The 21,762-nt window shown below is 60.6% G+C and carries 20 protein-coding genes; 14 read left to right on the top strand and 6 right to left on the bottom strand.

All coding sequences use genetic code 11. From position 1 onward, the window contains the following. Positions 1-24: 24 nt before the first annotated feature. Positions 25-1,512 (top strand): helicase HerA-like domain-containing protein, encoded by a 1,488-nt coding sequence (locus JMN22_RS23335; protein WP_198797901.1) that lies wholly within the window; start codon positions 25-27, stop codon positions 1,510-1,512. Positions 1,513-1,651: 139 nt separating this feature from the next. Here the strand turns inward: JMN22_RS23335 and JMN22_RS23330 are convergent, their stop codons facing one another. Continuing rightward, positions 1,652-2,107 carry a DUF721 domain-containing protein gene (locus JMN22_RS23330; protein ID WP_198797900.1) on the bottom strand — a complete coding sequence of 152 codons (456 nt, stop codon included), beginning with the start codon at positions 2,105-2,107 and terminating at the stop codon, positions 1,652-1,654. Positions 2,108-2,415: 308 nt separating this feature from the next. Between JMN22_RS23330 and secA the strand changes: the two genes are divergently transcribed. The 3 genes from secA to JMN22_RS23315 all read left to right on the top strand — a co-directional run bounded on the left by secA (position 2,416) and on the right by JMN22_RS23315 (position 7,589). Then, the gene (gene secA / locus JMN22_RS23325) at positions 2,416-5,157 is read left to right on the top strand and encodes a preprotein translocase subunit SecA (protein ID WP_030140818.1); all 2,742 of its coding nucleotides are present in this window, start codon (positions 2,416-2,418) and stop codon (positions 5,155-5,157) included. Positions 5,158-5,278: 121 nt separating this feature from the next. Further along, positions 5,279-6,496: a bifunctional glutamate N-acetyltransferase/amino-acid acetyltransferase ArgJ gene (argJ, locus tag JMN22_RS23320; RefSeq protein ID WP_030140817.1), complete on the top strand. Its 1,218-nt coding sequence runs from the start codon at positions 5,279-5,281 to the stop codon at positions 6,494-6,496. Positions 6,497-6,644: 148 nt separating this feature from the next. Continuing rightward, a complete protein-coding gene (locus JMN22_RS23315) occupies positions 6,645-7,589 on the top strand; it encodes a Nudix family hydrolase (protein ID WP_198797899.1) in 945 nt (314 codons plus the stop codon). Positions 7,590-7,706: 117 nt separating this feature from the next. Here the strand turns inward: JMN22_RS23315 and JMN22_RS23310 are convergent, their stop codons facing one another. Genes JMN22_RS23310 through JMN22_RS23300 form a run of 3 tightly spaced genes read right to left on the bottom strand, consistent with a single transcriptional unit; the run spans position 7,707 to position 11,291 of the window. After that, positions 7,707-8,288: a cob(I)yrinic acid a,c-diamide adenosyltransferase gene (locus JMN22_RS23310; protein ID WP_198797898.1), complete on the bottom strand. Its 582-nt coding sequence runs from the start codon at positions 8,286-8,288 to the stop codon at positions 7,707-7,709. Between the two features lie 2 nt (positions 8,289-8,290). Next, positions 8,291-10,327 carry a sensor histidine kinase gene (locus tag JMN22_RS23305; protein WP_030140814.1) on the bottom strand — a complete coding sequence of 679 codons (2,037 nt, stop codon included), beginning with the start codon at positions 10,325-10,327 and terminating at the stop codon, positions 8,291-8,293. A gap of 46 nt (positions 10,328-10,373) precedes the next feature. Further along, on the bottom strand, positions 10,374-11,291 hold the full coding sequence (locus JMN22_RS23300; protein WP_030140813.1) for a putative 2-dehydropantoate 2-reductase: 918 nt from the start codon (positions 11,289-11,291) through the stop codon (positions 10,374-10,376). Between the two features lie 142 nt (positions 11,292-11,433). On the opposite strand from JMN22_RS23300, the gene JMN22_RS23295 reads away from it, so the two are divergent. Both JMN22_RS23295 and JMN22_RS23290 read left to right on the top strand, forming a co-directional pair. Beyond that, positions 11,434-11,919 (top strand): YajQ family cyclic di-GMP-binding protein, encoded by a 486-nt coding sequence (locus JMN22_RS23295; RefSeq protein WP_030140812.1) that lies wholly within the window; start codon positions 11,434-11,436, stop codon positions 11,917-11,919. A gap of 129 nt (positions 11,920-12,048) precedes the next feature. Then, entirely contained in the window at positions 12,049-12,891 is an 843-nt protein-coding gene (locus tag JMN22_RS23290; protein ID WP_030140811.1) for a mechanosensitive ion channel family protein, read from the top strand. 165 nt (positions 12,892-13,056) lie between these two features. Here JMN22_RS23290 and JMN22_RS23285 read toward each other — a convergent pair whose 3' ends face one another. Further along, positions 13,057-14,310: an OprD family porin gene (locus JMN22_RS23285; protein ID WP_198797897.1), complete on the bottom strand. Its 1,254-nt coding sequence runs from the start codon at positions 14,308-14,310 to the stop codon at positions 13,057-13,059. 819 nt (positions 14,311-15,129) lie between these two features. Here JMN22_RS23285 and JMN22_RS23280 point away from each other — a divergent pair. Both JMN22_RS23280 and JMN22_RS23275 read left to right on the top strand, forming a co-directional pair. Further along, positions 15,130-15,555, top strand: coding sequence for an HIT domain-containing protein (locus tag JMN22_RS23280; RefSeq protein ID WP_198797896.1), 426 nt, complete (start codon positions 15,130-15,132; stop codon positions 15,553-15,555). Positions 15,556-15,558: 3 nt separating this feature from the next. Then, complete coding sequence (locus JMN22_RS23275) at positions 15,559-15,765, top strand: SlyX family protein (protein WP_030140808.1); 207 nt, start codon at positions 15,559-15,561, stop codon at positions 15,763-15,765. Between the two features lie 70 nt (positions 15,766-15,835). Here JMN22_RS23275 and JMN22_RS26685 read toward each other — a convergent pair whose 3' ends face one another. After that, the gene (locus JMN22_RS26685) at positions 15,836-16,441 is read right to left on the bottom strand and encodes a cold-shock protein (protein ID WP_030140807.1); all 606 of its coding nucleotides are present in this window, start codon (positions 16,439-16,441) and stop codon (positions 15,836-15,838) included. Positions 16,442-16,835: 394 nt separating this feature from the next. On the opposite strand from JMN22_RS26685, the gene JMN22_RS23265 reads away from it, so the two are divergent. The 6 genes from JMN22_RS23265 (at position 16,836) to ruvC (ending at position 21,691) form a co-directional block, all read left to right on the top strand. After that, complete coding sequence (locus tag JMN22_RS23265; protein ID WP_030140806.1) at positions 16,836-17,309, top strand: Dps family protein; 474 nt, start codon at positions 16,836-16,838, stop codon at positions 17,307-17,309. 206 nt (positions 17,310-17,515) lie between these two features. Continuing rightward, positions 17,516-17,857 (top strand): ribbon-helix-helix domain-containing protein, encoded by a 342-nt coding sequence (locus JMN22_RS23260; protein ID WP_030140805.1) that lies wholly within the window; start codon positions 17,516-17,518, stop codon positions 17,855-17,857. A 208-nt stretch (positions 17,858-18,065) separates the two neighbouring features. After that, positions 18,066-18,287, top strand: coding sequence for an FmdB family zinc ribbon protein (locus JMN22_RS23255; protein ID WP_003178589.1), 222 nt, complete (start codon positions 18,066-18,068; stop codon positions 18,285-18,287). A 75-nt stretch (positions 18,288-18,362) separates the two neighbouring features. After that, a complete protein-coding gene (gene aspS / locus JMN22_RS23250; RefSeq protein WP_198797895.1) occupies positions 18,363-20,138 on the top strand; it encodes an aspartate--tRNA ligase in 1,776 nt (591 codons plus the stop codon). A 119-nt stretch (positions 20,139-20,257) separates the two neighbouring features. Beyond that, complete coding sequence (locus JMN22_RS23245; RefSeq protein ID WP_030140803.1) at positions 20,258-21,004, top strand: YebC/PmpR family DNA-binding transcriptional regulator; 747 nt, start codon at positions 20,258-20,260, stop codon at positions 21,002-21,004. A 162-nt stretch (positions 21,005-21,166) separates the two neighbouring features. Further along, positions 21,167-21,691 carry a crossover junction endodeoxyribonuclease RuvC gene (gene ruvC / locus JMN22_RS23240; RefSeq protein WP_030140802.1) on the top strand — a complete coding sequence of 175 codons (525 nt, stop codon included), beginning with the start codon at positions 21,167-21,169 and terminating at the stop codon, positions 21,689-21,691. Positions 21,692-21,762 lie beyond the last annotated feature (71 nt).

Here is a 21,762-nt window from a genome sequence, read left to right as displayed (position 1 = left end):
TATCGCAAACCCACAGGTGACCAAATGCCTGATTCATCGCAACTCATTATCGGGGCCGACCTGGCCGGCCAACCTGTCGCCCAGGCCATGCGCCTGGCGAACCGTCATGGTCTGGTGGCGGGCGCCACCGGCACAGGCAAGACCGTTACCCTGCAACGCCTGGCCGAAATGTTCAGCGATGCCGGCGTGGCGGTGTTCGCGGCGGACATCAAGGGCGACCTGTGCGGTCTCGGCGCAGCCGGTGCCCCCCAGGGCAAGATCGCCGAGCGCATCGCCGGCATGCCCTGGCTCGGCCACAAGCCCCAGGCTTATCCAGTGACCTTGTGGGACATCCACGGTAAATCCGGTCATCCGTTGCGCACGACCTTGAGCGAAATGGGCCCGTTGTTGCTCGGCAGCCTGCTGGAACTCACCGACAGCCAGCAATCGGCGTTATACGCCGCGTTCAAGGTCGCTGATCGCGAGGGCCTGTTGTTGCTGGATCTCAAGGATCTGAAAGCACTGCTCAATCACCTCAAGGACAATCCCGAGTTGCTCGGCGACGACGCGGCCTTGATGACCACCGGTTCCAGCCAGGCGCTGATGCGGCGCTTGTCGACGCTGGAGCAGCAGGGCGCCGACGCCTTGTTTGGTGAGCCGGCGTTGCAGCTCGAAGACATTCTTCACCCGGCCAGCGATGGTCGTGGTCGCATCCATTTGCTGGACGCCAGCCGCCTGGTCCATGAGGCGCCGAAGGTCTACGCGACGTTCCTGCTCTGGCTGCTGGCCGAGCTGTTCGAGCAACTTCCCGAGCGCGGCGATGCGGACAAGCCTTTGCTCGCGCTGTTCTTCGACGAGGCTCATCTGTTGTTTGCCGGTACGCCAAAGGCATTGCAGGATCGCCTGGAGCAAGTGGTGCGGTTGATCCGCTCCAAGGGCGTCGGGGTGTATTTCGTCACCCAGTCGCCAGGCGACCTGCCGGACGATGTGCTGGCGCAGTTGGGGTTGCGCATCCAGCACGGTTTGCGGGCCTTTACGGCCAAGGAGCAGAAATCCTTGCGGGCGGTGGCGGAGGGGTTCCGACCGAACCCGCAATTCGATGCTTTGGCGGTGCTGACCGAGCTGGGCATCGGTGAAGCCCTGGTTGGCACCTTGCAGGAAAAAGGCACGCCGGAAATGGTCCAGCGCGTGCTGGTGGCGCCGCCGCAGTCGCGTATCGGGCCGCTGAGCGAGGCTGAGCGGGCCGGGTTGATTGCCAGCTCCCCGTTGCAGGGGCGCTATGACAAGCCTATCGATCGCGAGTCGGCTTATGAAGTGTTGATGGGCCGCAAGGGACTGGAACCCCAGGCCGAAGCGGCGCCGGGCAAGCCGGCGGCGGACGAGCCGAGCTTCACCGAACAGGCTGGGGAATTCCTCGGCACCGCGGCGGGCCAGGCCTTGAAATCAGCGATGCGCCAGGCGGCCAATCAATTGGGCCGGCAGTTGGTGCGTGGGTTGATGGGATCGTTGCTGGGGGGTAGCAAGCGGCGGTAGGTCAAAGACCGAGTCGCCCCCTTCGCGAGCAAGCTCGCTCCCACAGGAGATCTTCAGCGGACACAGATTTTGTATCCACCACGAATCCACTGTGGGAGCGAGCTTGCTCGCGATAGCCAGTTAACAGGCGACGAGAATTTCAGCCCTTGGGCCGCGCATGCGACGCCAATCGTTCCAGCGCCGCCTTGAGGTTGGGGTCGCTGATGCCTTCGGCGGTGGCCTGGATGGTCGCGGCCGCGTCGGTCGACAGGTCGAGGGTATGTCCCTTGGCGCCGGCCTGTACGGTCGGCGGCTGGACCTTGAACAGGATGCGCGTCAGGTTGGCGAATTCTTCGAAAGCCTGCAGTTGACGCAGCAAGCGTTTTTGCTGGTAGCGCAAGCGCGTGGCCCAATGGCCGTCGGTGACGATCAGCAGCAAGCTGCCTTCGCGCCAGGACGCCACATGGCAATGCTCGCGCGCGGCGGGTTGCAACTGGCTGTCCAGCAGGCGTTGCAGATGACCCAGGCGCCTGGCGTGGCCGAAGATGGCTTTCAGCGGCTTGGCTTCGCGCAGCAGAACGGCGGGTGCCTTGGCTGGAAGAGGGCGGAAGGCCATGAACTGATACCGCAAATGACAGGAGCGCCATGGTAGCAGAAAGCGCCGGATGCGCCTCGATCCGCTCGTCCTGCGACCTTTTATCCATACAATCAATAGGTAACTTCTGCACCTTGTGGCTTGAAGTTCGCGCAAAAGCCCTTATTTTAGGGAGGCCCCGTCACAGCGCTGTGCCAGCATCGTGGAATAACGCCACTTTCCTCACCATCGTTTCCGGGTAGAATGCTCGTTCGCATGCGGCCATGAGGGCTGCACGGGCGACTCACGGGGCCGCCCTCCATCCCTTTAGTGTGGAAGATCCTGCCGATATGTTTGCGCCTTTGTTAAAGAAACTTTTTGGAAGCAAGAACGAGCGTGAAGTCAAGCGCATGCTCAAGACGGTACAGATCGTCAATGCCTTCGAAGAGCAAATGGTGGCCCTTTCGGACGATCAGTTACGCGCCAAGACCGCCGAATTCAAGGACCGCATCGCCAAGGGTGAAACCCTTGACCAGATCCTGCCCGAAGCCTTTGCGGTCTGCCGCGAAGCCGGCAAGCGGGTGATGGGCATGCGCCACTTCGACGTCCAGTTGATCGGCGGCATGACCCTGCACGAAGGCAAGATCGCCGAAATGCGTACCGGTGAGGGCAAGACCCTCGTGGCCACCCTGGCGGTGTATCTCAACGCATTGTCCGGCAAGGGCGTGCACGTGGTGACGGTCAACGACTACCTGGCCCGCCGCGACGCCAACTGGATGCGCCCGCTCTACGAATTCCTCGGCCTGACGGTCGGCGTGGTCACGCCGTTCCAGCCGCCGGAAGAGAAGCGCTTCGCCTACGCTTCCGACATCACCTACGGCACCAACAACGAATTCGGTTTCGACTACCTGCGCGACAACATGGCGTTCAGCATGGAAGAAAAATTCCAGCGTGAACTCAACTTTGCCGTGATCGACGAAGTCGACTCCATCCTCATCGACGAAGCCCGTACCCCGCTGATCATTTCCGGTCAGGCCGAGGACAGCTCCAAGCTGTACATCGAGATCAACAAGTTGATCCCGCAGCTCAAGCTGCACGTCGAGGAAGTCGAAGGCGAAGTGACCCAGGCCGGCCACTACACCGTCGACGAGAAGACCCGCCAGGTCGAGCTCAATGAATCCGGTCACCAGTTCATCGAAGAGATGCTGACCCGCGTCGGCCTGCTGGCTGAAGGCGAAAGCTTGTACTCGGCCCATAACCTGGGCTTGCTGACCCACGTCTATGCCGGCCTGCGTGCCCACAAGCTGTTCCATCGCAACGTCGAATACATCGTGCAGGACGGCCAGGTCGTGCTGGTGGACGAGCACACCGGCCGTACCATGCCGGGCCGCCGCCTGTCCGAAGGCCTGCACCAGGCCATCGAAGCCAAGGAAGGCCTAAACATCCAGGCCGAGAGCCAGACCCTGGCCTCGACCACCTTCCAGAACTACTTCCGCCTGTACAACAAGCTGTCCGGCATGACCGGTACCGCTGACACCGAAGCGTTCGAATTCCACCAGATCTATGGCCTGCAAGTGGTGGTAATTCCGCCGAACAAGCCGCTGGCGCGCAAAGACTACAACGACCTGGTGTTCCTGACCGCCGAAGAGAAATACGCGGCGATCATCAACGACATCAAGGAAGGCATGGCCCAGGGCCGTCCGATCCTGGTGGGTACCGCCACCATCGAGACCTCCGAGCACATGTCCAACCTGCTCACCCAGGAAGGCATCGAGCACAAGGTCCTGAACGCCAAGTTCCACGAGAAGGAAGCCGAGATCATCGCCCAGGCCGGTCGCCCGGGTGCGTTGACCATCGCCACCAACATGGCCGGCCGTGGTACCGACATCCTGCTGGGCGGCAACTGGGAAGTGGAAGTCGCCTCCCTGGAAAACCCGACCCCCGAGCAGATCGCGCAGATCAAGGCCGACTGGCAGAAACGTCACCAGCAAGTGCTTGAGTCCGGCGGTTTGCAGGTGATCGCTTCCGAGCGTCACGAATCCCGTCGTATCGACAACCAGCTGCGTGGCCGTGCCGGCCGCCAGGGTGACGCCGGCTCCAGCCGCTTCTACCTGTCGCTGGAAGACAGCCTGATGCGCATCTTCGCCTCTGACCGGGTGAAGAACTTCATGAAGGCCCTGGGCATGCAGCCGGGCGAGGCGATCGAGCACCGCATGGTGACCAACGCCATCGAAAAGGCCCAGCGCAAGGTCGAAGGCCGCAACTTCGATATCCGCAAGCAGTTGCTGGAGTTCGACGACGTCAACAACGAGCAGCGTAAAGTGATTTATCACATGCGCAACAGCCTGTTGGCCGCCGACGACATTGGCGAAACCATCGCCGATTTCCGCCGCGAAGTGCTCGACGCCACCGTCAGCGCCCACATTCCGCCGCAGTCGTTGCCGGAACAGTGGGATATCGCGGGCCTGGAAGCTTCCCTGCGCAGCGATTTCGGCGTGTCCTTGCCGATCCAGCAGTGGCTCGACGAAGACGACCACCTGTACGAAGAAACCCTGCGGGAAAAACTGCTGGCCGAGCTGATCGCCGCGTACAACGAGAAAGAAGACCAGGCCGGTGCCGAAGCGCTGCGCTCCTTCGAGAAGCAGATCGTATTGCGTGTGCTGGACGACCTGTGGAAAGACCATCTGTCGACCATGGATCACCTGCGCCACGGCATCCACCTGCGCGGCTACGCCCAGAAGAACCCGAAGCAGGAGTACAAGCGCGAGTCCTTCACGCTGTTCTCCGAGCTGCTGGATTCGATCAAGCGCGACTCGATCCGTGTCCTGTCCCACGTCCAGGTGCGCCGCGAAGACCCGGCCGAGGAAGAAGCTCGCCTGCGTCAGGAAGCCGAGGCGCTGGCCGCGCGCATGCAATTCGAACACGCCGAAGCGCCAGGGCTGGAAGTGGCCCAGGCGATGGAAGAGGGCGTCGATGTGGATGTCGCCCTGGCCACCGCGCCGGTGCGCAACGAGCAGAAGCTGGGCCGTAACGAACTGTGCTACTGCGGTTCGGGCAAGAAATACAAGCATTGCCACGGGCAGATCCAATAAACCCGTTTCAACGCTGAGCGACCCGCGCCGCGACAAGAGTCTCTTGTCGCGGCGTTTTGCCATTTGATCCGTCGTCTTGATAAGGGCGATGACGAACACATTTTATTTAAGGAGCGCATTCATGGCTGTTGGTCTTGGTCCGTTGCCAACGTTGCACCCGGTTGCCGGTTTTGAACTCGGTATTGCCTCGGCCGGCATCAAGCGCCCCGGGCGCAAGGATGTCGTGGTCATGCGTTGCGCCGAAGGCTCGACGGTGGCGGGCGTGTTTACGCTCAACGCGTTTTGCGCCGCGCCGGTGATCCTGGCCAAGCAACGCGTGCAGGGGCCGGTGCGTTACCTGCTGACCAACACCGGTAACGCCAACGCCGGCACCGGCGCGCCAGGCCTGGCCGCCGCCGAGCGTACCTGCGCCAAGCTGGCCGAACTGACGGGCGTCGATGCCAACCAGGTGCTGCCTTACTCCACCGGTGTGATCGGCGAGCCGCTGCCGGTCGAGAAGATCGAAGGCGCGTTGCAAGCCGCCCTTGATGACCTGTCGGAAAACAACTGGGCCGCCGCCGCCACCGGCATCATGACCACCGACACCTTGCCCAAGGGCGCGAGCCGCCAGTTCCAGCATGACGGCGTGACCATCACCGTCACGGGCATCAGCAAAGGTGCCGGGATGATCCGGCCGAACATGGCGACCATGCTTGGCTACATCGCCACCGACGCCAAGGTATCGCGCCAAGTGCTGCAGGACCTGATGCTCGACGGCGCCAACAAGTCGTTCAACCGCATCACCATCGACGGCGACACCTCTACCAACGACTGCTGCATGCTGATCGCCACCGGCAAGGCCAACCTGCCGGAAATCACCGAAGCCAGCGGCCCGCTGTTTGCGGCCCTGAAGCAGGCCGTATTCGAAGTGTGCATGGAAGTGGCCCAGGCCATCGTCCGTGACGGTGAAGGCGCGACCAAGTTCGTGACCGTGCAGGTCAACGGCGGTGGCAATCACCAGGAATGCCTGGACGTCGGCTACACCGTGGCGCACTCGCCGCTGATCAAGACCGCGTTGTTCGCTTCCGACCCGAACTGGGGCCGGATCCTCGCCGCTGTCGGCCGTGCCGGCGTGCCGGACCTGGACGTGAGCAAGATCGACGTGTTCCTCGGCGAAGTCTGCATCGCCAGCCAGGGCGCCCGCGCCGCGACCTACACCGAAGCCCAGGGTGCGGCAGTGATGCAGCAGGAAGAGATCACCATCCGCATCGAGCTGGGCCGGGGTGATTGCAGCGAAACCATCTGGACGACCGACCTGTCCCACGAGTACGTCAAGATCAACGCTGAATATCGGACTTGAGACCGAGTCGCTCCTATCGCGAGCAAGCTCGCTCCCCCAGTGGAACTGCGTTGTGAACACGTTTGATGTCGCTCAACAAATCCCTGGGGGAGCGAGCCTGCTCGCGATGGTGCCGGTACCGACTCCATGAACGCTGAGGAATAGCGCGGTGAAACGAATTCATGTGGCGGCGGCGGTCATTCGTGACGCCGCTGGTAAAATCCTGATTGCCCGTCGGGCCGACACCCAGCATCAAGGTGGCCTGTGGGAGTTTCCCGGCGGCAAGGTCGAGGCCGATGAGTCCGTCGAAACCGCCTTGGCCCGGGAGCTGAACGAGGAACTGGGTATCGTCGTCGAAGCCGCCCGGCCCTTGATCAAGGTGCGCCACGATTACCCGGACAAACAGGTCTTGCTGGATGTTTGGGAGGTGTCCGCCTTCAGTGGCGAGCCCCATGGCGCCGAAGGTCAACCGCTGGCGTGGGTGACGGCCCGTGAGTTGACGAGTTACGAATTTCCGGCGGCCAACCAGCCGATCGTCGCGGCGGCCCGTTTGCCGGGCGAATATTTGATTACGCCCGAAGGCCTCGAGACGCCGGCCTTGCTGCGCGGCATGCAGAAGGCAATTGCCGGCGGGATAAAGTTGGTCCAGCTCCGAGCGCCCAACGGCTACGACCCGCAATACCGCGACCTGGCGGTGGACGCGGTAGGGTTGTGTGCCGGCAAGGCGCAGTTGATGCTCAAGGGACCGTTCGAATGGCTGGGGGATTTTCCCTCCGCCGGCTGGCACATCACTGCCGCGCAACTGCGCAAGCATGCGGCGGCCGGTCGCCCGTTCGGCAAGGACCGCTGGCTCGCGGCCTCGTGCCATAACGCCGAGGAACTGTCCCTGGCGCAGCAGATGGACGTGGATTTCGTCACGCTTTCGCCTGTGCAACCGACCCAGACCCATCCCGATGCCAAGCCGTTGGGGTGGGATGAGGCGGCGCGGTTGATCGAAGGTTTCGACAGACCGGTTTATCTGTTGGGTGGGGTGGGTCCCGGAGAGCGGCAAAAAGCCTGGGAAGCTGGTGCGCAGGGTGTGGCGGGGATTCGGGCGTTCTGGCCTGAGGTTTGATTTTGTGGTGCAACCGCTGACGCCATCGCGAGCAAGCTCGCTCCCACAGGGGTTTTGTGAACGCCGAAAATCCCGTGTGGGAGCGAGCTTGCTCGCGATGGCGGCCTCAAGAACGATTCAGCCCTCAGGCTTTGCCGCCGCCTCCCACAGCACCTCCGCCACCCCCTGCCGCCGGGCGATGATCCGTGCGGCCACGAACAACAGGTCCGACAACCGATTGATATAGGCCAGCCCCGGCCCGGCCAACGGCTCCACCGCGTTCAATTGCTGGCAACGGCGCTCGGCACCACGGGCCAGCGCTCGGCAGACGTGCGCTTGCGCGATCAAGGAAGAGCCACCGGGCAGGATGAAGTTCTCCAGCGGTCCCAGCTCCTCGTTCCACAGGTCGATCGCCGCTTCCAACCGCTCGATTTCCGCCACGTTCAAGGCTTGGTAAGCCGGCATCGCCAGTTCACCACCCAAGTCGAACAGCCGGTGCTGACAAGGCGCCAACACCGCGATGACCTCCTGCAGCGCGGGATGCCGGGTTGTTTCTTCGGCTAGACCAGCCAGCAATAACCCTAGCTGGCTGTTCAGCGTATCCACTTCGCCAATCGCCTCGACCCGCGGGTGATCCTTTGCCACGCGGCGGCCATCGCCCAGGCCCGTTTCACCTTTGTCACCGGTGCGGGTGTAAATCTTCGACAGGCGAAAACCCATGTTCAGCGCTCCACTGGCTTGTTTTCCTGGGCCACCATCGAAGTGCCCGCCAGGGGCAGGCGCAGGGTGAAGCATGTGCCCTGGCCTGGCGCGGATTGCACTTCCATCTGACCCTTGTGATTGTTGGTAATGATGAAATACGAGACCGACAGCCCGAGGCCCGTGCCCTGGCCGATTTCCTTGGTGGTGAAGAACGGCTCGAAGGTGCGTTTGCGCACGTTCTCGCTCATGCCGATGCCGTTGTCCTCGACCTGGATTTCCGCCCATGGCGGATTCAGGCGAGTACGCAGGATGATTCGGCCGGGCTCGCTATCGTCCTGGCGTTGATGAATGGCCTGGGCAGCATTTTTCAGCAGGTTGAGCAGCACCTGTTCCAACTCGTTGGCCGTACCGGGCACCGGCCCCAGGTTCGGGTCGAACTGGCGGGTGATCGCCTGGCCCTTGAAGTCGAAGCCGATCGCCAGGTCGAAGTCGTTACCGGCAATTTCGACGGCCTGGTCGATCAGCGCCGGCAGGTCGCAAGGCGCCATTTGCCGCGTGCTGCGCCGGCTGAAACTGAGCATGTGAGTGACGATTTTCGCCGCCCGGGCGCCGGCCTGCTGGATGCCGTCGAGCAATTGCGGGATCTCGCGGCTTGCCAGGTAACGGTTGACCACTGGCAAGTCGATACCCAATAGCTCGGCCTGTTCCAGATTCTTCGGCAGTTCCGCCGACAGGCGTCGGCGGATGTTCTGCACGTTGTGCAGGATCGCGCCGAGCGGATTATTGATCTCATGGGCCATGCCTGCCGCGAGGCCACCGACCGAGAGCATTTTCTCCGACTGCACCATCATTTCCTCCAGCGACAGGCGCTGGGTGATGTCGTCGATGCGGATCACCACGCCCCGCCCGGCGCCGCCCATCAGTGGATAGAAAGTCAGGGCGTAGTGCCGGGCTTCGTCGTCCTTGGTCCAGGTGACACGCTCGATTTTCGCCACCGTATGCTGTTCGACCGTTTGCTTGAGTTGGGGCAGGTACGGCTTCAGGGGTTCGAAAGCGAGGAATATCGGCTGGTTCAGCGCTTCGTCCAGTCGTGTGCCGGAGAGCGCGCTGGCTTCCTGGTTCCATTGGGTGACGTAGAGCTGCTCATCGAGGGCAATCAGCGCCGATGGCATGGAGTCGATGATGCTGTTGAGGTAGTTCTGGAAGCCGGTGAGTTTTTTCTCGATCTTGCTGCGCACCTGGACTTCCAGCTCCAGCTTGCGGTTGGTGTGGCGGGTTTCTTCCGCCAGGCCCTGGGCTTGGTCATAGGCCGCCTGGGAGTCGTCCCGCGCACGCTTGAGTTGCTGCTCGCGCGCTTCGATCCGCGACAGCATGGTATTGAACGCCTCGGCCAGGCTGCCGATCTCATCATGATTGCCACGGGCGGCGCGCAAGGCGTAATTCTCCTCGCGGGTGACCTGGCGCGACAGCTCTTCGAGTTGGTGGATCGGTTGCGTGATCAGGCGTTTGATCTGCTGGGCAATGACCAGCCACAGCAGCACGCTGAAAATCAGGATGCCGAGGCTGGCGGTCAGGGTGCCGGTGTAGAACGCCGTGGGCAATTCACTGCTGGCCACCAGCAACAGATGGCCGGGCGCAGTGCCGGGACGGGGCAGGGTGATGATCTGGTTGCTGCGAAACTCACCGGCCTGCCAGGCATGTATGTTGCGGTAATGGTCCGGCAGCTTGAGCTTTTCGCCCTGTTGCAACTGTGCCAGGCGTTCGCCTTGGCCGTCGTACAGCGCTGCCGCCCTTAGCGGTGCGTAGCTGTTGAGTTCGTCGAGCAGGCGCTGGGCGCTTTGGGGTGATTGCAGCGCGTCGGCGATCAGGCTCGGGTTGGCCACCAGTCGGCCGATGGTCTGCAACGCCTGGGGCGCCATGCTTTCCTGGGAAATGTAATAGGCCGCGCTGATGAAGGTCAGGTTGGCCACCAGCAGGACGGTGGTCAACAGCACCAACAGGGCCGCCAGCAGTTTCTGGCCGACCGGGAGATTTTCAAGACGCTGGCGCAATGGCATCGGACTCGTCGCTAACAAGGAACACGAGGGCCAGCGTAGCCGCTGCTCAGTCGCTGGGCAATCCGAGGTTGTCCAGGTGGGTAATCAGTCGTTGGCGCATTTGTTCAAGGTGCGGCACCGCCACGCCATGCCGCTCGGCGACTGCGCAGGCGTGGCCGAGCAGGTAGCTGATTTCGGTGCGCCGCTGGTTGGCGACGTCTTGGTACATCGAGGAGTAATTGGCGGCGGTGGCCTGGATCACCCGCTCGACTTCTGTCTGCAAATCTTCGGCGGCGGCGGGCTGGCCGCAGCGTTCGAGCAGCTCGATGAGTTCGGCGCAGAGAGTCGCGACTTCGCAGCGATGCGCTTGCAACTCACCGTTCTTGCAATGATGAAGTACGGTCAGTGGGTTGATCGCACAATTGAGGGCCAGTTTGCGCCACAGGCGGGTGAGGATATCGGCGCTCCATTCGTGGGGGATACCCGCCGCCGCCAGGTCGTCCAGCCAGATCGGCGCGACGGGGTGGGCGGGATCCCCCAGCCAGGTGTAGCCATGGCCGGCGAAGACCACGCGCCAGTCACCGTCGCGGAACGCGCCCTCGGTGCTGGAGGCGCTGATACAGCGCGCCCGAGGCACGCAGTTGGCCACGGCGTCCTGGCTGCCGAGGCCGTTCTGCAACAGGATCAGTTCCGAGTCGCTGTCCAGGCGATGGGCGACCGAGGCAACGGCGGCTTGCGCATCGTAAGCCTTGCAGGCCAGGAGCAAGCGCTTGATCGGCTCGGGGTTGTGCACGGTTTCGCCTGGCACCGGGTAGCACTGCGCCTGGCCCTGTTCCACCAGCGTCAGGCCGCCGGCGGCGAGGTAATCCTGCAGCCGCTGTTCATTGCGCAGCACCAGCCGCACCGGCAGGCCTGCGCGGGCCAGGCGCGCGGCCCATAGCGTGCCGAGGCTGCCGGCGCCCAGGACATGCCAGGTGGTGGACATCAGTTTTTTACTCGGTTTGGTGCTGGCATCTGCGGGGCTCGCGGTAACGGCGGGGAAAGACCCGTTATAATGAGCCCGATTTTAACCACAAGCCAAGTGCGCGCCGTTTCATGAGCGCGCCTTTTTATTTGGAGAACACTACATGCCGTCATTCGACGTGGTATCCGAACTGGACAAGCACGAAGTCACCAACGCCGTTGAAAACGCCGTCAAGGAACTCGACCGTCGGTATGACCTCAAGGGCAAGGGCAGTTTCGAGTTCAAGGAAAAGGACCTGACCGTCAACCTGACCGCCGAGGCCGATTTCCAGCTCGAGGCAATGATCGAAATCCTCAAGCTCGCGCTGGTCAAGCGCAAGATCGACGTACAGTGCCTTGAAGTGAAGGACGCCTACGCCTCGGGCAAGGTGATGAAGCAGGAAGCCGTGCTCAAGGAAGGCATCGACAAGGAATTGGCCAAGAAGATCGTTGCCCACATCAAGGACGCGAAGCTCAAGGTCCAGGCCGCCATCCAGGGCGAGCAGGTGCGGGTCACCGGCAAGAAGCGTGACGACTTGCAGGAAGCCATTGCGGCACTGCGGGGCAAGGAGTTCGGCATGCCGCTACAGTTCAATAACTTCCGCGACTGACCCCTCGGTTATAGGGAACACTGTGGCGACCGCTGGGCTGCGTAGCGGCCCCTTTGGTGGGTGCTGCGCCCCCAAGCGGGAGCAAGCTCCCTCGCCACAATTGCGTGCAACGGAAACAAGGAGAACACGATGGATTTGAACGCTGAAGTGGACCATCTGGTCAAGGCTTCCCAGGCCTGGATCCCGATGATCATGGAATACGGCAGCCGGGTGCTGCTGGCGCTCGTCACCCTGGTCATTGGCTGGTGGCTGATCAACAAGGTGACGCAGAAACTCGGGGCGCTGCTGGCCCTGCGTAACGCCGACCTCGCGCTGCAAGGGTTCATCAGTACCCTGGCAAACATCATCCTGAAGATTCTATTGATCGTCAGTGTCGCTTCGATGATCGGTATTGAAACCACCTCGTTCGTCGCGGCCATCGGTGCGGCAGGCTTGGCGATCGGCCTGGCCTTGCAGGGCAGCCTGGCGAATTTCGCCGGTGGCGTGCTGATCCTGCTGTTCCGTCCGTTTCGCATCGGTGACTGGATCGAAGCCCAAGGCGTGGCCGGTACGGTCGATAGCATCCAGATCTTCCACACCGTGATTCGTACCGGTGACAACAAGACCGTCATCGTGCCCAACGGCAATCTGTCGAACGGCATCATCACCAACACCAACCGCCAGCCGACCCGCAAGGTCGTGTTCGACGTCGGTGTGGATTACCAGGCCGACCTGCAAAAGGCCCGGGAAGTGTTGCTTGAGTTGGCCAAGGATGAACGCGTGCTGGCGGATCCAGCGCCTGAAGCAGTGATTTCCACCTTGGGCGACAGTGCGATCACGGTGTCGTTGCGTATTTGGGTCAAGACCGCAGACTACTGGAACGTCATGTTCATGCTCAATGAGCTGGCGCGGGATCGCTTGAAGGACGCGGGCATTGATATTCCGTTTCCACAACGAGTGATTCGGGTGGTTCAGGAAGGGCCGGCGCAATAACGACTTGAATATAACTTGGCACTGGAGTCAGGTTATATTTAGCTAGCTTGCTATTTAATAAGTTGTGTTAAAGCTGACATTGCAACGGACATAAAAAAACCGCTCACCTGGATCAGGTGAGCGGTTTTTGTTTGTTGCGGGTGCAGCTATCGAACTAGCACTGAATTACAAGATGCTCAGTGGGTATTCGACGATTACGCGGAAGTCATTGTTGTCGTTGCCGTTGATACCGTTATAGGCAGTGTTGGCACGGTAGAACGCGCTACGTACACGGAAAGACAGGTCCTTGGCTGGACCGCTTTGCAGAACATACTTGGTTTCGATGTCCCATTCGTGCTCTTTGCCTTCTTCGCCGCCAGTTTCGATGTTGTCACCGGTAACGTAACGAGTCATGAAGCTCAGGCCAGGAATGCCGTAGGTTTTCATGTTCAGGTCGTAGCGAGCCTGCCAGGAGCGCTCGTCCTGACCGTTGAAGTCGGAGTACTGGATGGAGTTGGCGAGGAAAATGGTACCGCCGCCGTCAACGCCGTACACGTAGCCGGTATCACCGGTGGAGCGCTGGTGAGCCAGGGTGAACTTGTGGGCACCGATGGCATAGGCTGCTGCGAGGGACCAGATGCGGTTGTCAACGTCGCCGCTGAGCTTCTGGCCTTGGTCCTGGCTGTCATAACCGTTGAAGTCGAAGTTCAGGGACTGATCTTCGTTGATCGGCAAGGTGTAGTTCAGGTTCAGGTATTTCTTTTTGTAGTGGTCTTCAACATCGGAAGCCGCTACGCCACCGACGAAGTTGTCGGTGAACTGGTAGGTTGCGCCAACGATGTCAGCGGATTTCAGGCCAAGGCCGTCATCACCCATGCCAGTTTGCGAGCTGATGGCGTTGAAACGACCTGCGGTCAGCTCCAGGCCTTTGATTTCTTTGCTGGTGATCAGGGTACCGGTGGCGACTTCTGGCAGCAGACGGCTGTCGTCAGTCGAGAAAACCGGGCTGGTAGTGAACTGGTTACCGTATTTCAGGACGGTGTCGGACAGACGGAATTTAACCGCGCCACCCACCTTTGATTGTGTGTCTTCCAGGTTGCCGTCGCTGTCACGAGCGAACAGACCGTTACCGGCACGACCGCTGCCGCCATCGATGCGAACGGTGCCAAATGCGAAGCCGTCAACGCCTACACCAACGGTACCTTGAGTGAAGCCCGACTCGTAAATGGCACGAGCGGCAACACCAGACTCTTCACGATAACTTTGTGCGGTGCTTGGGTTGTTCTTGAAATCACGGTTCATGTACAGCGCACGGGTCAGAACGGTCAAGCTCTGATCTTCGATAAAACCCTTGGATTCCTCTTGGGAGGATGCCATTGCGAACTGCGAGGTACTGGCCGATACAGCCAGTGCGATCATGCTCCACTTCATCACGCGCATCGTGATTTGCTCCTTTGGTTTTTAGAAGAGTACTGCCGTCCCACCTGTTTTTTTATCTGGGCGGCTCTTTCTTTTTGTGTCGGCGCAAACTTATATCACGTCGACATTCTTTGGCGATACTTGCCCATTCAACCTTCCAGCTTCTTTACGACCCTGTCGCCAATGGCTCGATCCATGTCGCATTTCAGCTGAGCCGAGGTGTGCGGAATGACAACTTCAAGTTGTTCTTTGATTCCACGCTTCGGTGTAAAGAGTCCGTGAGTCAAATCTTGAAGCTCCTGAGGGCAGCCTTGCCACTTTAATTCTCAGGCCTGCAGGTTCCGCTTCCGGCGGCTCCTGTAGACGATATGGGCATGAATGCAACAAGCATGCACAAACCCGGATTTCGTTGACATTTTTTTCACAATTTAGCTGCGGTTGCGGTGAAACCTCATGAAACCGGGCTCCAAAGGCCTTGTTTTAAATGGGGTTGACTGCCAGGCAGCTGTCATGTTTGAAACCGTTGGAACTCACGCGACAACCAAAAACGTTACCGGTTCACCCCTACAGTGGGTAAAACGCGGATGTCACGTGGACTGAGCGTAGACGCATTGTGCTGTTTTGGTGCAAAAAATCTTCAAGCTGTGCGAAAAGCGGACAGTCCTTATATCTGCTCGACGCAAAATGCGCCGTTACGGCACTCGGTGCACGGCATTGGTGCGCAGGGGCGGTGCGCAGTGAACGTTCCGCCGTTCACGGGTATGCTGGGCGCATGTGTCCAAGGTCGGCCGGTAGCGCCGCCAAATCGACACAATCATCAATGAGCGAGGAGTACGCGCGGTGTTTGCCTTAGATCCACGATTGCAACAAGACACATTGCCCATCGGCGATTTCCCGCTTTGCCGGTTGCTCTTGTCCAACGACTCGAACTACCCGTGGTTCATCCTCGTGCCGCGGCGGGACGATATCAGTGAATTGTTTCAATTGGATGACGCTGATCAACAGCAGCTGTGGAAAGAAACCACGACGCTGGCCGAGACGCTCAAGGACTCGTTCGACGCCGATAAACTGAACGTTGCAACCTTGGGTAACGTTGTCAGTCAATTGCACATGCATGTAATCGTGCGCAAGCGGGACGATGCCGCCTGGCCGGCGCCGGTGTGGGGCAAGCATCCGGCACAGCCTTATGATGCAGGGCAGGTCGCGGCCATTCGCGAACGCTTGCGAGCGGTCCTGACCGATGATTTCAAGTTCCTGGAGGGCTGAACCATGAACCTTGAAGAGCGTGTAACCGACCTTGAAAGCCGCCTGGCATTCCAGGACGACACCATCCAGGCGTTGAACGACGTGCTGGTGGAGCAACAGCGAATCGTCGAGCGTCTGCAACTGCAGATGGCGGCGCTGCTCAAGCGCCAGGAGGAGATGGCTGGGCAGTTCGAGTCTTTCGAAGAAGAAGCGCCGCCTCCCCATTACTGACGAACCCGAACCACGGGCACAAAAAAAACCGCGAGCAGCCAGGCTGCATCGCGGTTTTTTTACGCCTGGATCAGCGGCGCGGCAGCGCGGCGATCACGTCTTCGGCTTGCAGGCCCTTGTCGCGATGCATGACCGAGAACTCCACGCGCTGGCCCTCGACCAGGACGCGGTGGCCTTCGCCACGAATGGCCCGGAAATGGACAAAAATGTCATCGCCGGAATCACGGGAGATGAAACCGAACCCCTTGGACGTGTTGAACCACTTCACCGTGCCGGTATCGCGGTTGGACATGTCGTAGTTTTGCGGTGCGGCGGACGGCGACGACTTCTTGTAGAAGCTGACGGCCAAGTGCAGCAGTACGGCGAGCAATGCCGCCGCCAGGCTGGACAGGATGGCGGGTTGGCCGCCGATTTCCGGCATGGGCGCCAGCAGGGTCAGGGTTTGCAAGGCAACGGCCAGTACCAGCAGGGCACTGACAAGGTTTTGCAGTTGATGACGTGGACCTTTGTTCCAGTAAGGGATAACGGGTGCCAGTGTCAGGTTGAGCAGGCCGAAAAAGGCCAGGTAAAGCGCGTCGGGATGTTGCAGGTAAGGTGTGGCTTCGGAACCCAGGCTAGGGATGAAGGACAGCAGCAGGGCAGCTGCGCCCATTAGCAAGTGGACGATTTTCAACATTTTGATTGGCTCACGGTTAAGACAGATCACAAGGAAGAGCTGATCGGGGGCGGTTCGCTCCAGAACAATGAGAGGCGTAGTAATACGTACCCGAATCAGCCTATGCGCGACGCCCGGAAAAATAGGCGTAGCGACACACTGCCTATTTAACAGCAAAGCCCGAGCCTTCTCAAACGTGTTGCTGGCGTGCCGGACGCTGTTCGTCGGCGGAGCGGCTGCGGGCTCCAGAAGATGCCACGTGAATAAGGATTCGATTTCAGGTTTTTCCGGAACCGCCCGCCATCCCGGCTTGTCGGTTCAGGACGGCTGGCGATTTGTCGCAGGCCTCAGGCGGCGACACCCGCTAGAGTGAAATGACCGCTGTCGAATTCATCACGTCAGGAGATCAAACCACATGGCCATTGATATCGGTATCAGCGAAGAAGACCGCAAGTCCATTGTCGACGGGCTTTCACGCTTGTTGTCTGACACCTATGTGCTGTACCTCAAGACCCACAATTTCCACTGGAACGTTACCGGTCCGATGTTCCGGACGCTGCACCTGATGTTCGAGGAGCAATACAACGAGTTGGCGCTGGCGGTTGACCTGATCGCCGAGCGAATCCGTGCGCTCGGCTTCCCAGCACCCGGTGCTTACTCGGTATATGCGCGCTTGTCGTCCATAAAGGAAGAAGAGGGTGTGCCTGGCGCCGAGGACATGATCCGGCAATTGGTCGAAGGGCAGGAAGCAGTGACTCGCACGGCCCGTGGCATCTTTCCTTTATTGGACAAGGTCAGCGACGAACCCACCGCCGACCTGCTGACCCAGCGCATGCAGGTCCATGAAAAAACCGCCTGGATGCTGCGTTCGTTGCTGGAGGATAAGTAAGCCACGCCCAGGCGATGGTGTTGCCGTTGGCATCATCGCCTGGGCGTCAGGTTCCAGGGCTGCGTAATTTGTCGCCAGTCTTCTGTCGGCTTGTCCTACGTTGATGGTCAAAAAGTCATCTGGAACTGGCGAGCCCGTTGAGCTTCCATAGAGCCACAGATCGGTTGTTCCGACTGAGGCTCGTATGGCAAAGGAGTGTCAACGGTATGATTCAAGGAAAAGAACCCCGGGAAGATGGGTGTGGACGCTTGCAGTCTATCCGCGTCGACCCGTTCGTCAGGGGTTTCAATATGCAACTGGCCCGTCCCCTGGCCCGCTCTATCCGGCTCAATGGGTTCGCCACCTGCCTGCGGCTGGAGCAGGTCTATTGGGATATTCTCGGCGACATGGCGCACCTCAACAGTTGCTCCATCAGCACCTTGCTGTCCCATGTGGACAGGGAGGTACACCTGCGCCATGGCGGCGTGCGCAATTTCAGCGGGCTGGTGCGTGTTGTCTGCGTTGTTCACAGTTTGAAGGACGCCGGGATGGAGCATGGTGGGGCGTAGGAGCTGCCGAAGGCTGCGATCTTTTGATCTTGATCTTGACTCTTCGCTTGTGACTCAAGTGTCTGGGGCAAGATCGCAGCCTCGTTGCACTCGTCAGCTCCTACACGCGGTCTTACGGCTGCACAGGCCGCATTTAATGGATATAATCCCGCTCTTTGCCGCAAAGCCCCGCTTTTGCGCGAGTAACCTGATCGCCGAGACAACCCCCATGCCGATGTACGACTATCAATGTGCTTCCTGTGGTCATCAGATGGAAGCCATTCAAAAGATCAGCGCGGCACCGCTGGTCGACTGCCCTGCCTGCCAGGCACCAGAACTGAAAAAGATGCTATCCATGCCTGGTTTCCGCCTCGGTGGCACCGGCTGGTATGAAACCGACTTCAAGACCGGCGCCAAGAAGAACCTGGCCGGTGGCGACAAGGCTGATTGAGTTGAATACGCGCGAGTTCTTGCACGGGCAGGGCCTCCAACCGAATGTCGAATTACGAGAAGTGAAACCACTACCATGATGCGCAGCCATTATTGCGGCCAACTGAACGAAAGCCTGGAAGGCCAGGAAGTTACTCTTTGCGGATGGGTTCATCGTCGCCGTGACCATGGCGGGGTGATTTTCCTCGATATCCGTGATCGTGAAGGCCTGGCCCAGGTGGTGTTCGATCCGGACCGCGCTGAAACCTTCGCCACCGCCGACCGCGTGCGCAGCGAATACGTCGTCAAGATCACCGGCAAGGTGCGCCTGCGCCCGGCCGGCGCCGGCAATGCCAACATGGCGTCCGGCATGATCGAAGTGCTGGGTTATGAGCTGGAAGTGCTCAACGAAGCGGAAACCCCGCCGTTCCCGCTCAATGAATACTCCGACGTCGGTGAAGAAACGCGCCTGCGCTACCGCTTCATCGATCTGCGTCGCCCGGAAATGGCCGAGAAGCTGCGCCTGCGTTCGCGCATGACCACCAGCATCCGTCGCTACCTGGATGAAAACGGCTTCCTCGATGTCGAGACGCCGATCCTGACCCGCGCCACGCCGGAAGGCGCCCGCGACTACCTGGTGCCGAGCCGTACCCACCCCGGCAGTTTCTTTGCCTTGCCGCAGTCGCCGCAGCTGTTCAAGCAACTGCTGATGGTGGCCGGGTTCGATCGCTACTACCAGATCGCCAAGTGCTTCCGCGACGAAGACCTGCGTGCCGACCGTCAGCCTGAGTTCACCCAGATCGACATCGAGACCAGCTTCCTCGATGAAAAAGACATCATGGGCCTGACCGAAGGCATGATCCGCAACCTGTTCAAGGAAGTGCTGGACCTGGAATTCGGTGAGTTCCCGCACATGACCCTCGAAGAGGCCATGCGCCGCTACGGTTCCGACAAGCCTGACCTGCGTAACCCGCTGGAACTGGTGGACGTGGCCGACCAGCTCAAGGATGTCGAGTTCAAGGTGTTCAGCGGTCCTGCAAACGACCCGAAATGCCGTGTTGCCGCCCTGCGCGTACCAGGCGGTGCGAGCATGCCACGCAGCAAGATCGACGATTACACCAAGTTCGTGGGTATCTACGGTGCCCGCGGCCTGGCGTACATCAAGGTCAACGAGCGCGCCAAGGGCGTTGAAGGCCTGCAGTCGCCAATCGTGAAGAACATCCCCGAAGCCAACCTCAACGTGATCCTCGATCGTGTTGGCGCGGTCGATGGCGACATCGTGTTCTTCGGCGCCGACAAGGCCAAGATCGTCAGCGAAGCCTTGGGTGCGCTGCGGATCAAGGTCGGTCACGACCTGGAGCTGCTCACTTGCGAGTGGGCGCCGATGTGGGTCGTGGACTTCCCGATGTTCGAAGAAAACGATGACGGCAGCTTCTCCGCGTTGCACCACCCGTTCACCGCGCCGAAGTGCTCGCCTGAAGAGCTGGAGGCCAACCCGGCCGGCGCACTTTCCCGGGCCTACGACATGGTCCTGAACGGCACCGAGCTGGGTGGCGGTTCGATCCGTATCCACCGCAAGGAAATGCAACAGGCGGTGTTCCGTCTGCTGGGCATCAGCGAAGCCGAGCAGGAAGAGAAGTTCGGCTTCCTGCTGGACGCCCTGAAATACGGCGCCCCGCCCCACGGTGGCCTGGCCTTCGGCCTGGATCGCCTGGTGATGTTGATGACCGGCGCCCAGTCGATCCGCGAAGTGATCGCGTTCCCGAAAACCCAGAGCGCGGCCGATGTCATGACCCAGGCGCCTGGCGTCGTGGACGCCAAGGCGTTGCGCGAGTTGCACATCCGCCTGCGTGAACAGCCAAAGGCTGAGTAAGGCTGGCACCTGAGAGGGCGCATCTTCGGATGCGCCTTTTCGTTGGGGTCGATATTTCTGATTGCCGCCACTGCGCAAGCGCAGGGCGGGCAATGTTCCAGAGCGAAACGGAGCGAGTTATGGCAGGTCATTCCAAGTGGGCGAACATCAAGCACCGCAAAGAACGTCAGGATGCCAAGAGAGGCAAGATTTTCACCAAGTGGATCCGTGAGCTGACGGTCGCGGCCCGCCAGGGTGGCGGTGATCCGGGTTCCAACCCGCGCTTGCGCCTGGCGCTGGATAAGGCGCTGGGCGCGAACATGAGTCGCGACATCATCGACCGGGCCATCGCCCGTGGCGCTGGCGCCACCGAGGCCGACAACGTTGAAGAGCTGACCTATGAAGGCTACGGCCCAGGCGGCGTGGCGGTGATGGTCGAGTGCATGACCGACAACCGCAACCGCACCGCCGCGGCCGTGCGTCACGCCTTCAGCAAATGCGGCGGCAACCTGGGCACCGATGGCTCGGTAGCCTACCTGTTCGAGCGCAAAGGGCAGATCAGCTTTGCGCCGGGCGTCGACGAGGATGCGCTGACCGAAGCGGCCCTCGAAGCCGATGCCGACGACGTGGTCAGCCATGAAGACGGTTCGTTCGACGTGTTCACCTCGTTCGCCAGCTTCTACGCCGTGCGCAACGCCCTGGAGGCGGCCGGTTTTGCGCCTGCGGACGCGGAAATCGTCATGCAGCCGACCACCAGCGCCGAACTCGACCTGGAAGGCGCCGAGAAGGTACTCAAGCTGATCGACATGCTGGAAGACCTGGATGACGTGCAGAACGTTTATTCCAATGCCGATATTCCGGAGTCGGTGGCTGAACAGCTGGGTTGAGAAGGCCTGTTCAACTAATGACGATTGCCAATGACCAACCTGTGGAGCGAGCTTGCTCGCGATAGCGATACATCAGTCAACACAGTGCTTGCTGACCCGACGCCATCGCGAGCAAGCTCGCTCCCGCAGGTCTGGATAACTCCCCTTCAAACCGCAGGCGCTATGACTTTAATCCTTGGTATCGACCCCGGTTCGCGCATCACCGGCTACGGTGTGGTTCGCGATACCGGGCGCGGCTGCGTGTATGTCGCCTCCGGATGCATCCGCACCGGTGCGGGTGAGCTGCATGAACGCTTGCAGATCGTTTATCGCGGCGTGCGCGAAGTCATCCAGACCTACGGCCCCGTGACCATGGGCATCGAAAAGGTCTTCATGGCCCGTAACGCCGATTCAGCCTTGAAACTTGGGCAGGCCCGAGGCGCGGCGATTGTGGCTGGGGCCGAGGAAAACCTGGAGATCGCCGAGTACACCGCGACCCAGGTCAAGCAGGCGGTCGTCGGAACCGGTGCGGCGAACAAGGAGCAGGTGCAAATGATGGTGATGCACTTGTTGAAATTGGTCAGCAAGCCGCAGATCGACGCCTCCGACGCCCTGGCCATCGCCATTTGCCATGCCCATACCCGCTCCAGTCTGTTGCCCCATGGCTTGGGAGCCGCACGCAGTCGTGGCGGGCGCCTGCGTCTCTGATAGCATCAGCGCTTCATTCATGAGCCCGAGCCTGTTGCGCCTGTATCGTCGGCCTTTATGCTCGGGTTGTT

The organism is Pseudomonas sp. HB05, assembly GCF_016756915.1.
GTDB classification, from domain to species: Bacteria; Pseudomonadota; Gammaproteobacteria; order Pseudomonadales; family Pseudomonadaceae; genus Aquipseudomonas; species Aquipseudomonas alvandae.
The sequence above is the reverse complement of the archived record's forward strand: the minus strand, read 5'-3'. Positions and strand labels throughout refer to the sequence as shown.

What these genes read in the sequence shown, in the direction of transcription:
- JMN22_RS26685 (WP_030140807.1), bottom strand. Translation starts at nt 16,441, where the DNA reads ATGTTGAAAATCGTCCACTTGCTAATGGGCGCAGCTGCCCTGCTGCTG.
- JMN22_RS23310 (WP_198797898.1), bottom strand. Translation starts at nt 8,288, where the DNA reads ATGGGTTTTCGCCTGTCGAAGATTTACACCCGCACCGGTGACAAAGGT.
- JMN22_RS23330 (WP_198797900.1), bottom strand. Translation starts at nt 2,107, where the DNA reads ATGGCCTTCCGCCCTCTTCCAGCCAAGGCACCCGCCGTTCTGCTGCGC.
- JMN22_RS23260 (WP_030140805.1), top strand. Translation starts at nt 17,516, where the DNA reads ATGATTCAAGGAAAAGAACCCCGGGAAGATGGGTGTGGACGCTTGCAG.
- JMN22_RS23275 (WP_030140808.1), top strand. Translation starts at nt 15,559, where the DNA reads ATGAACCTTGAAGAGCGTGTAACCGACCTTGAAAGCCGCCTGGCATTC.
- ruvC (WP_030140802.1), top strand. Translation starts at nt 21,167, where the DNA reads ATGACTTTAATCCTTGGTATCGACCCCGGTTCGCGCATCACCGGCTAC.
- JMN22_RS23305 (WP_030140814.1), bottom strand. Translation starts at nt 10,327, where the DNA reads ATGCCATTGCGCCAGCGTCTTGAAAATCTCCCGGTCGGCCAGAAACTG.
- JMN22_RS23245 (WP_030140803.1), top strand. Translation starts at nt 20,258, where the DNA reads ATGGCAGGTCATTCCAAGTGGGCGAACATCAAGCACCGCAAAGAACGT.
- JMN22_RS23265 (WP_030140806.1), top strand. Translation starts at nt 16,836, where the DNA reads ATGGCCATTGATATCGGTATCAGCGAAGAAGACCGCAAGTCCATTGTC.
- secA (WP_030140818.1), top strand. Translation starts at nt 2,416, where the DNA reads ATGTTTGCGCCTTTGTTAAAGAAACTTTTTGGAAGCAAGAACGAGCGT.
- JMN22_RS23295 (WP_030140812.1), top strand. Translation starts at nt 11,434, where the DNA reads ATGCCGTCATTCGACGTGGTATCCGAACTGGACAAGCACGAAGTCACC.
- JMN22_RS23255 (WP_003178589.1), top strand. Translation starts at nt 18,066, where the DNA reads ATGCCGATGTACGACTATCAATGTGCTTCCTGTGGTCATCAGATGGAA.
- JMN22_RS23335 (WP_198797901.1), top strand. Translation starts at nt 25, where the DNA reads ATGCCTGATTCATCGCAACTCATTATCGGGGCCGACCTGGCCGGCCAA.
- argJ (WP_030140817.1), top strand. Translation starts at nt 5,279, where the DNA reads ATGGCTGTTGGTCTTGGTCCGTTGCCAACGTTGCACCCGGTTGCCGGT.
- JMN22_RS23290 (WP_030140811.1), top strand. Translation starts at nt 12,049, where the DNA reads ATGGATTTGAACGCTGAAGTGGACCATCTGGTCAAGGCTTCCCAGGCC.
- JMN22_RS23300 (WP_030140813.1), bottom strand. Translation starts at nt 11,291, where the DNA reads ATGTCCACCACCTGGCATGTCCTGGGCGCCGGCAGCCTCGGCACGCTA.
- JMN22_RS23285 (WP_198797897.1), bottom strand. Translation starts at nt 14,310, where the DNA reads ATGCGCGTGATGAAGTGGAGCATGATCGCACTGGCTGTATCGGCCAGT.
- aspS (WP_198797895.1), top strand. Translation starts at nt 18,363, where the DNA reads ATGATGCGCAGCCATTATTGCGGCCAACTGAACGAAAGCCTGGAAGGC.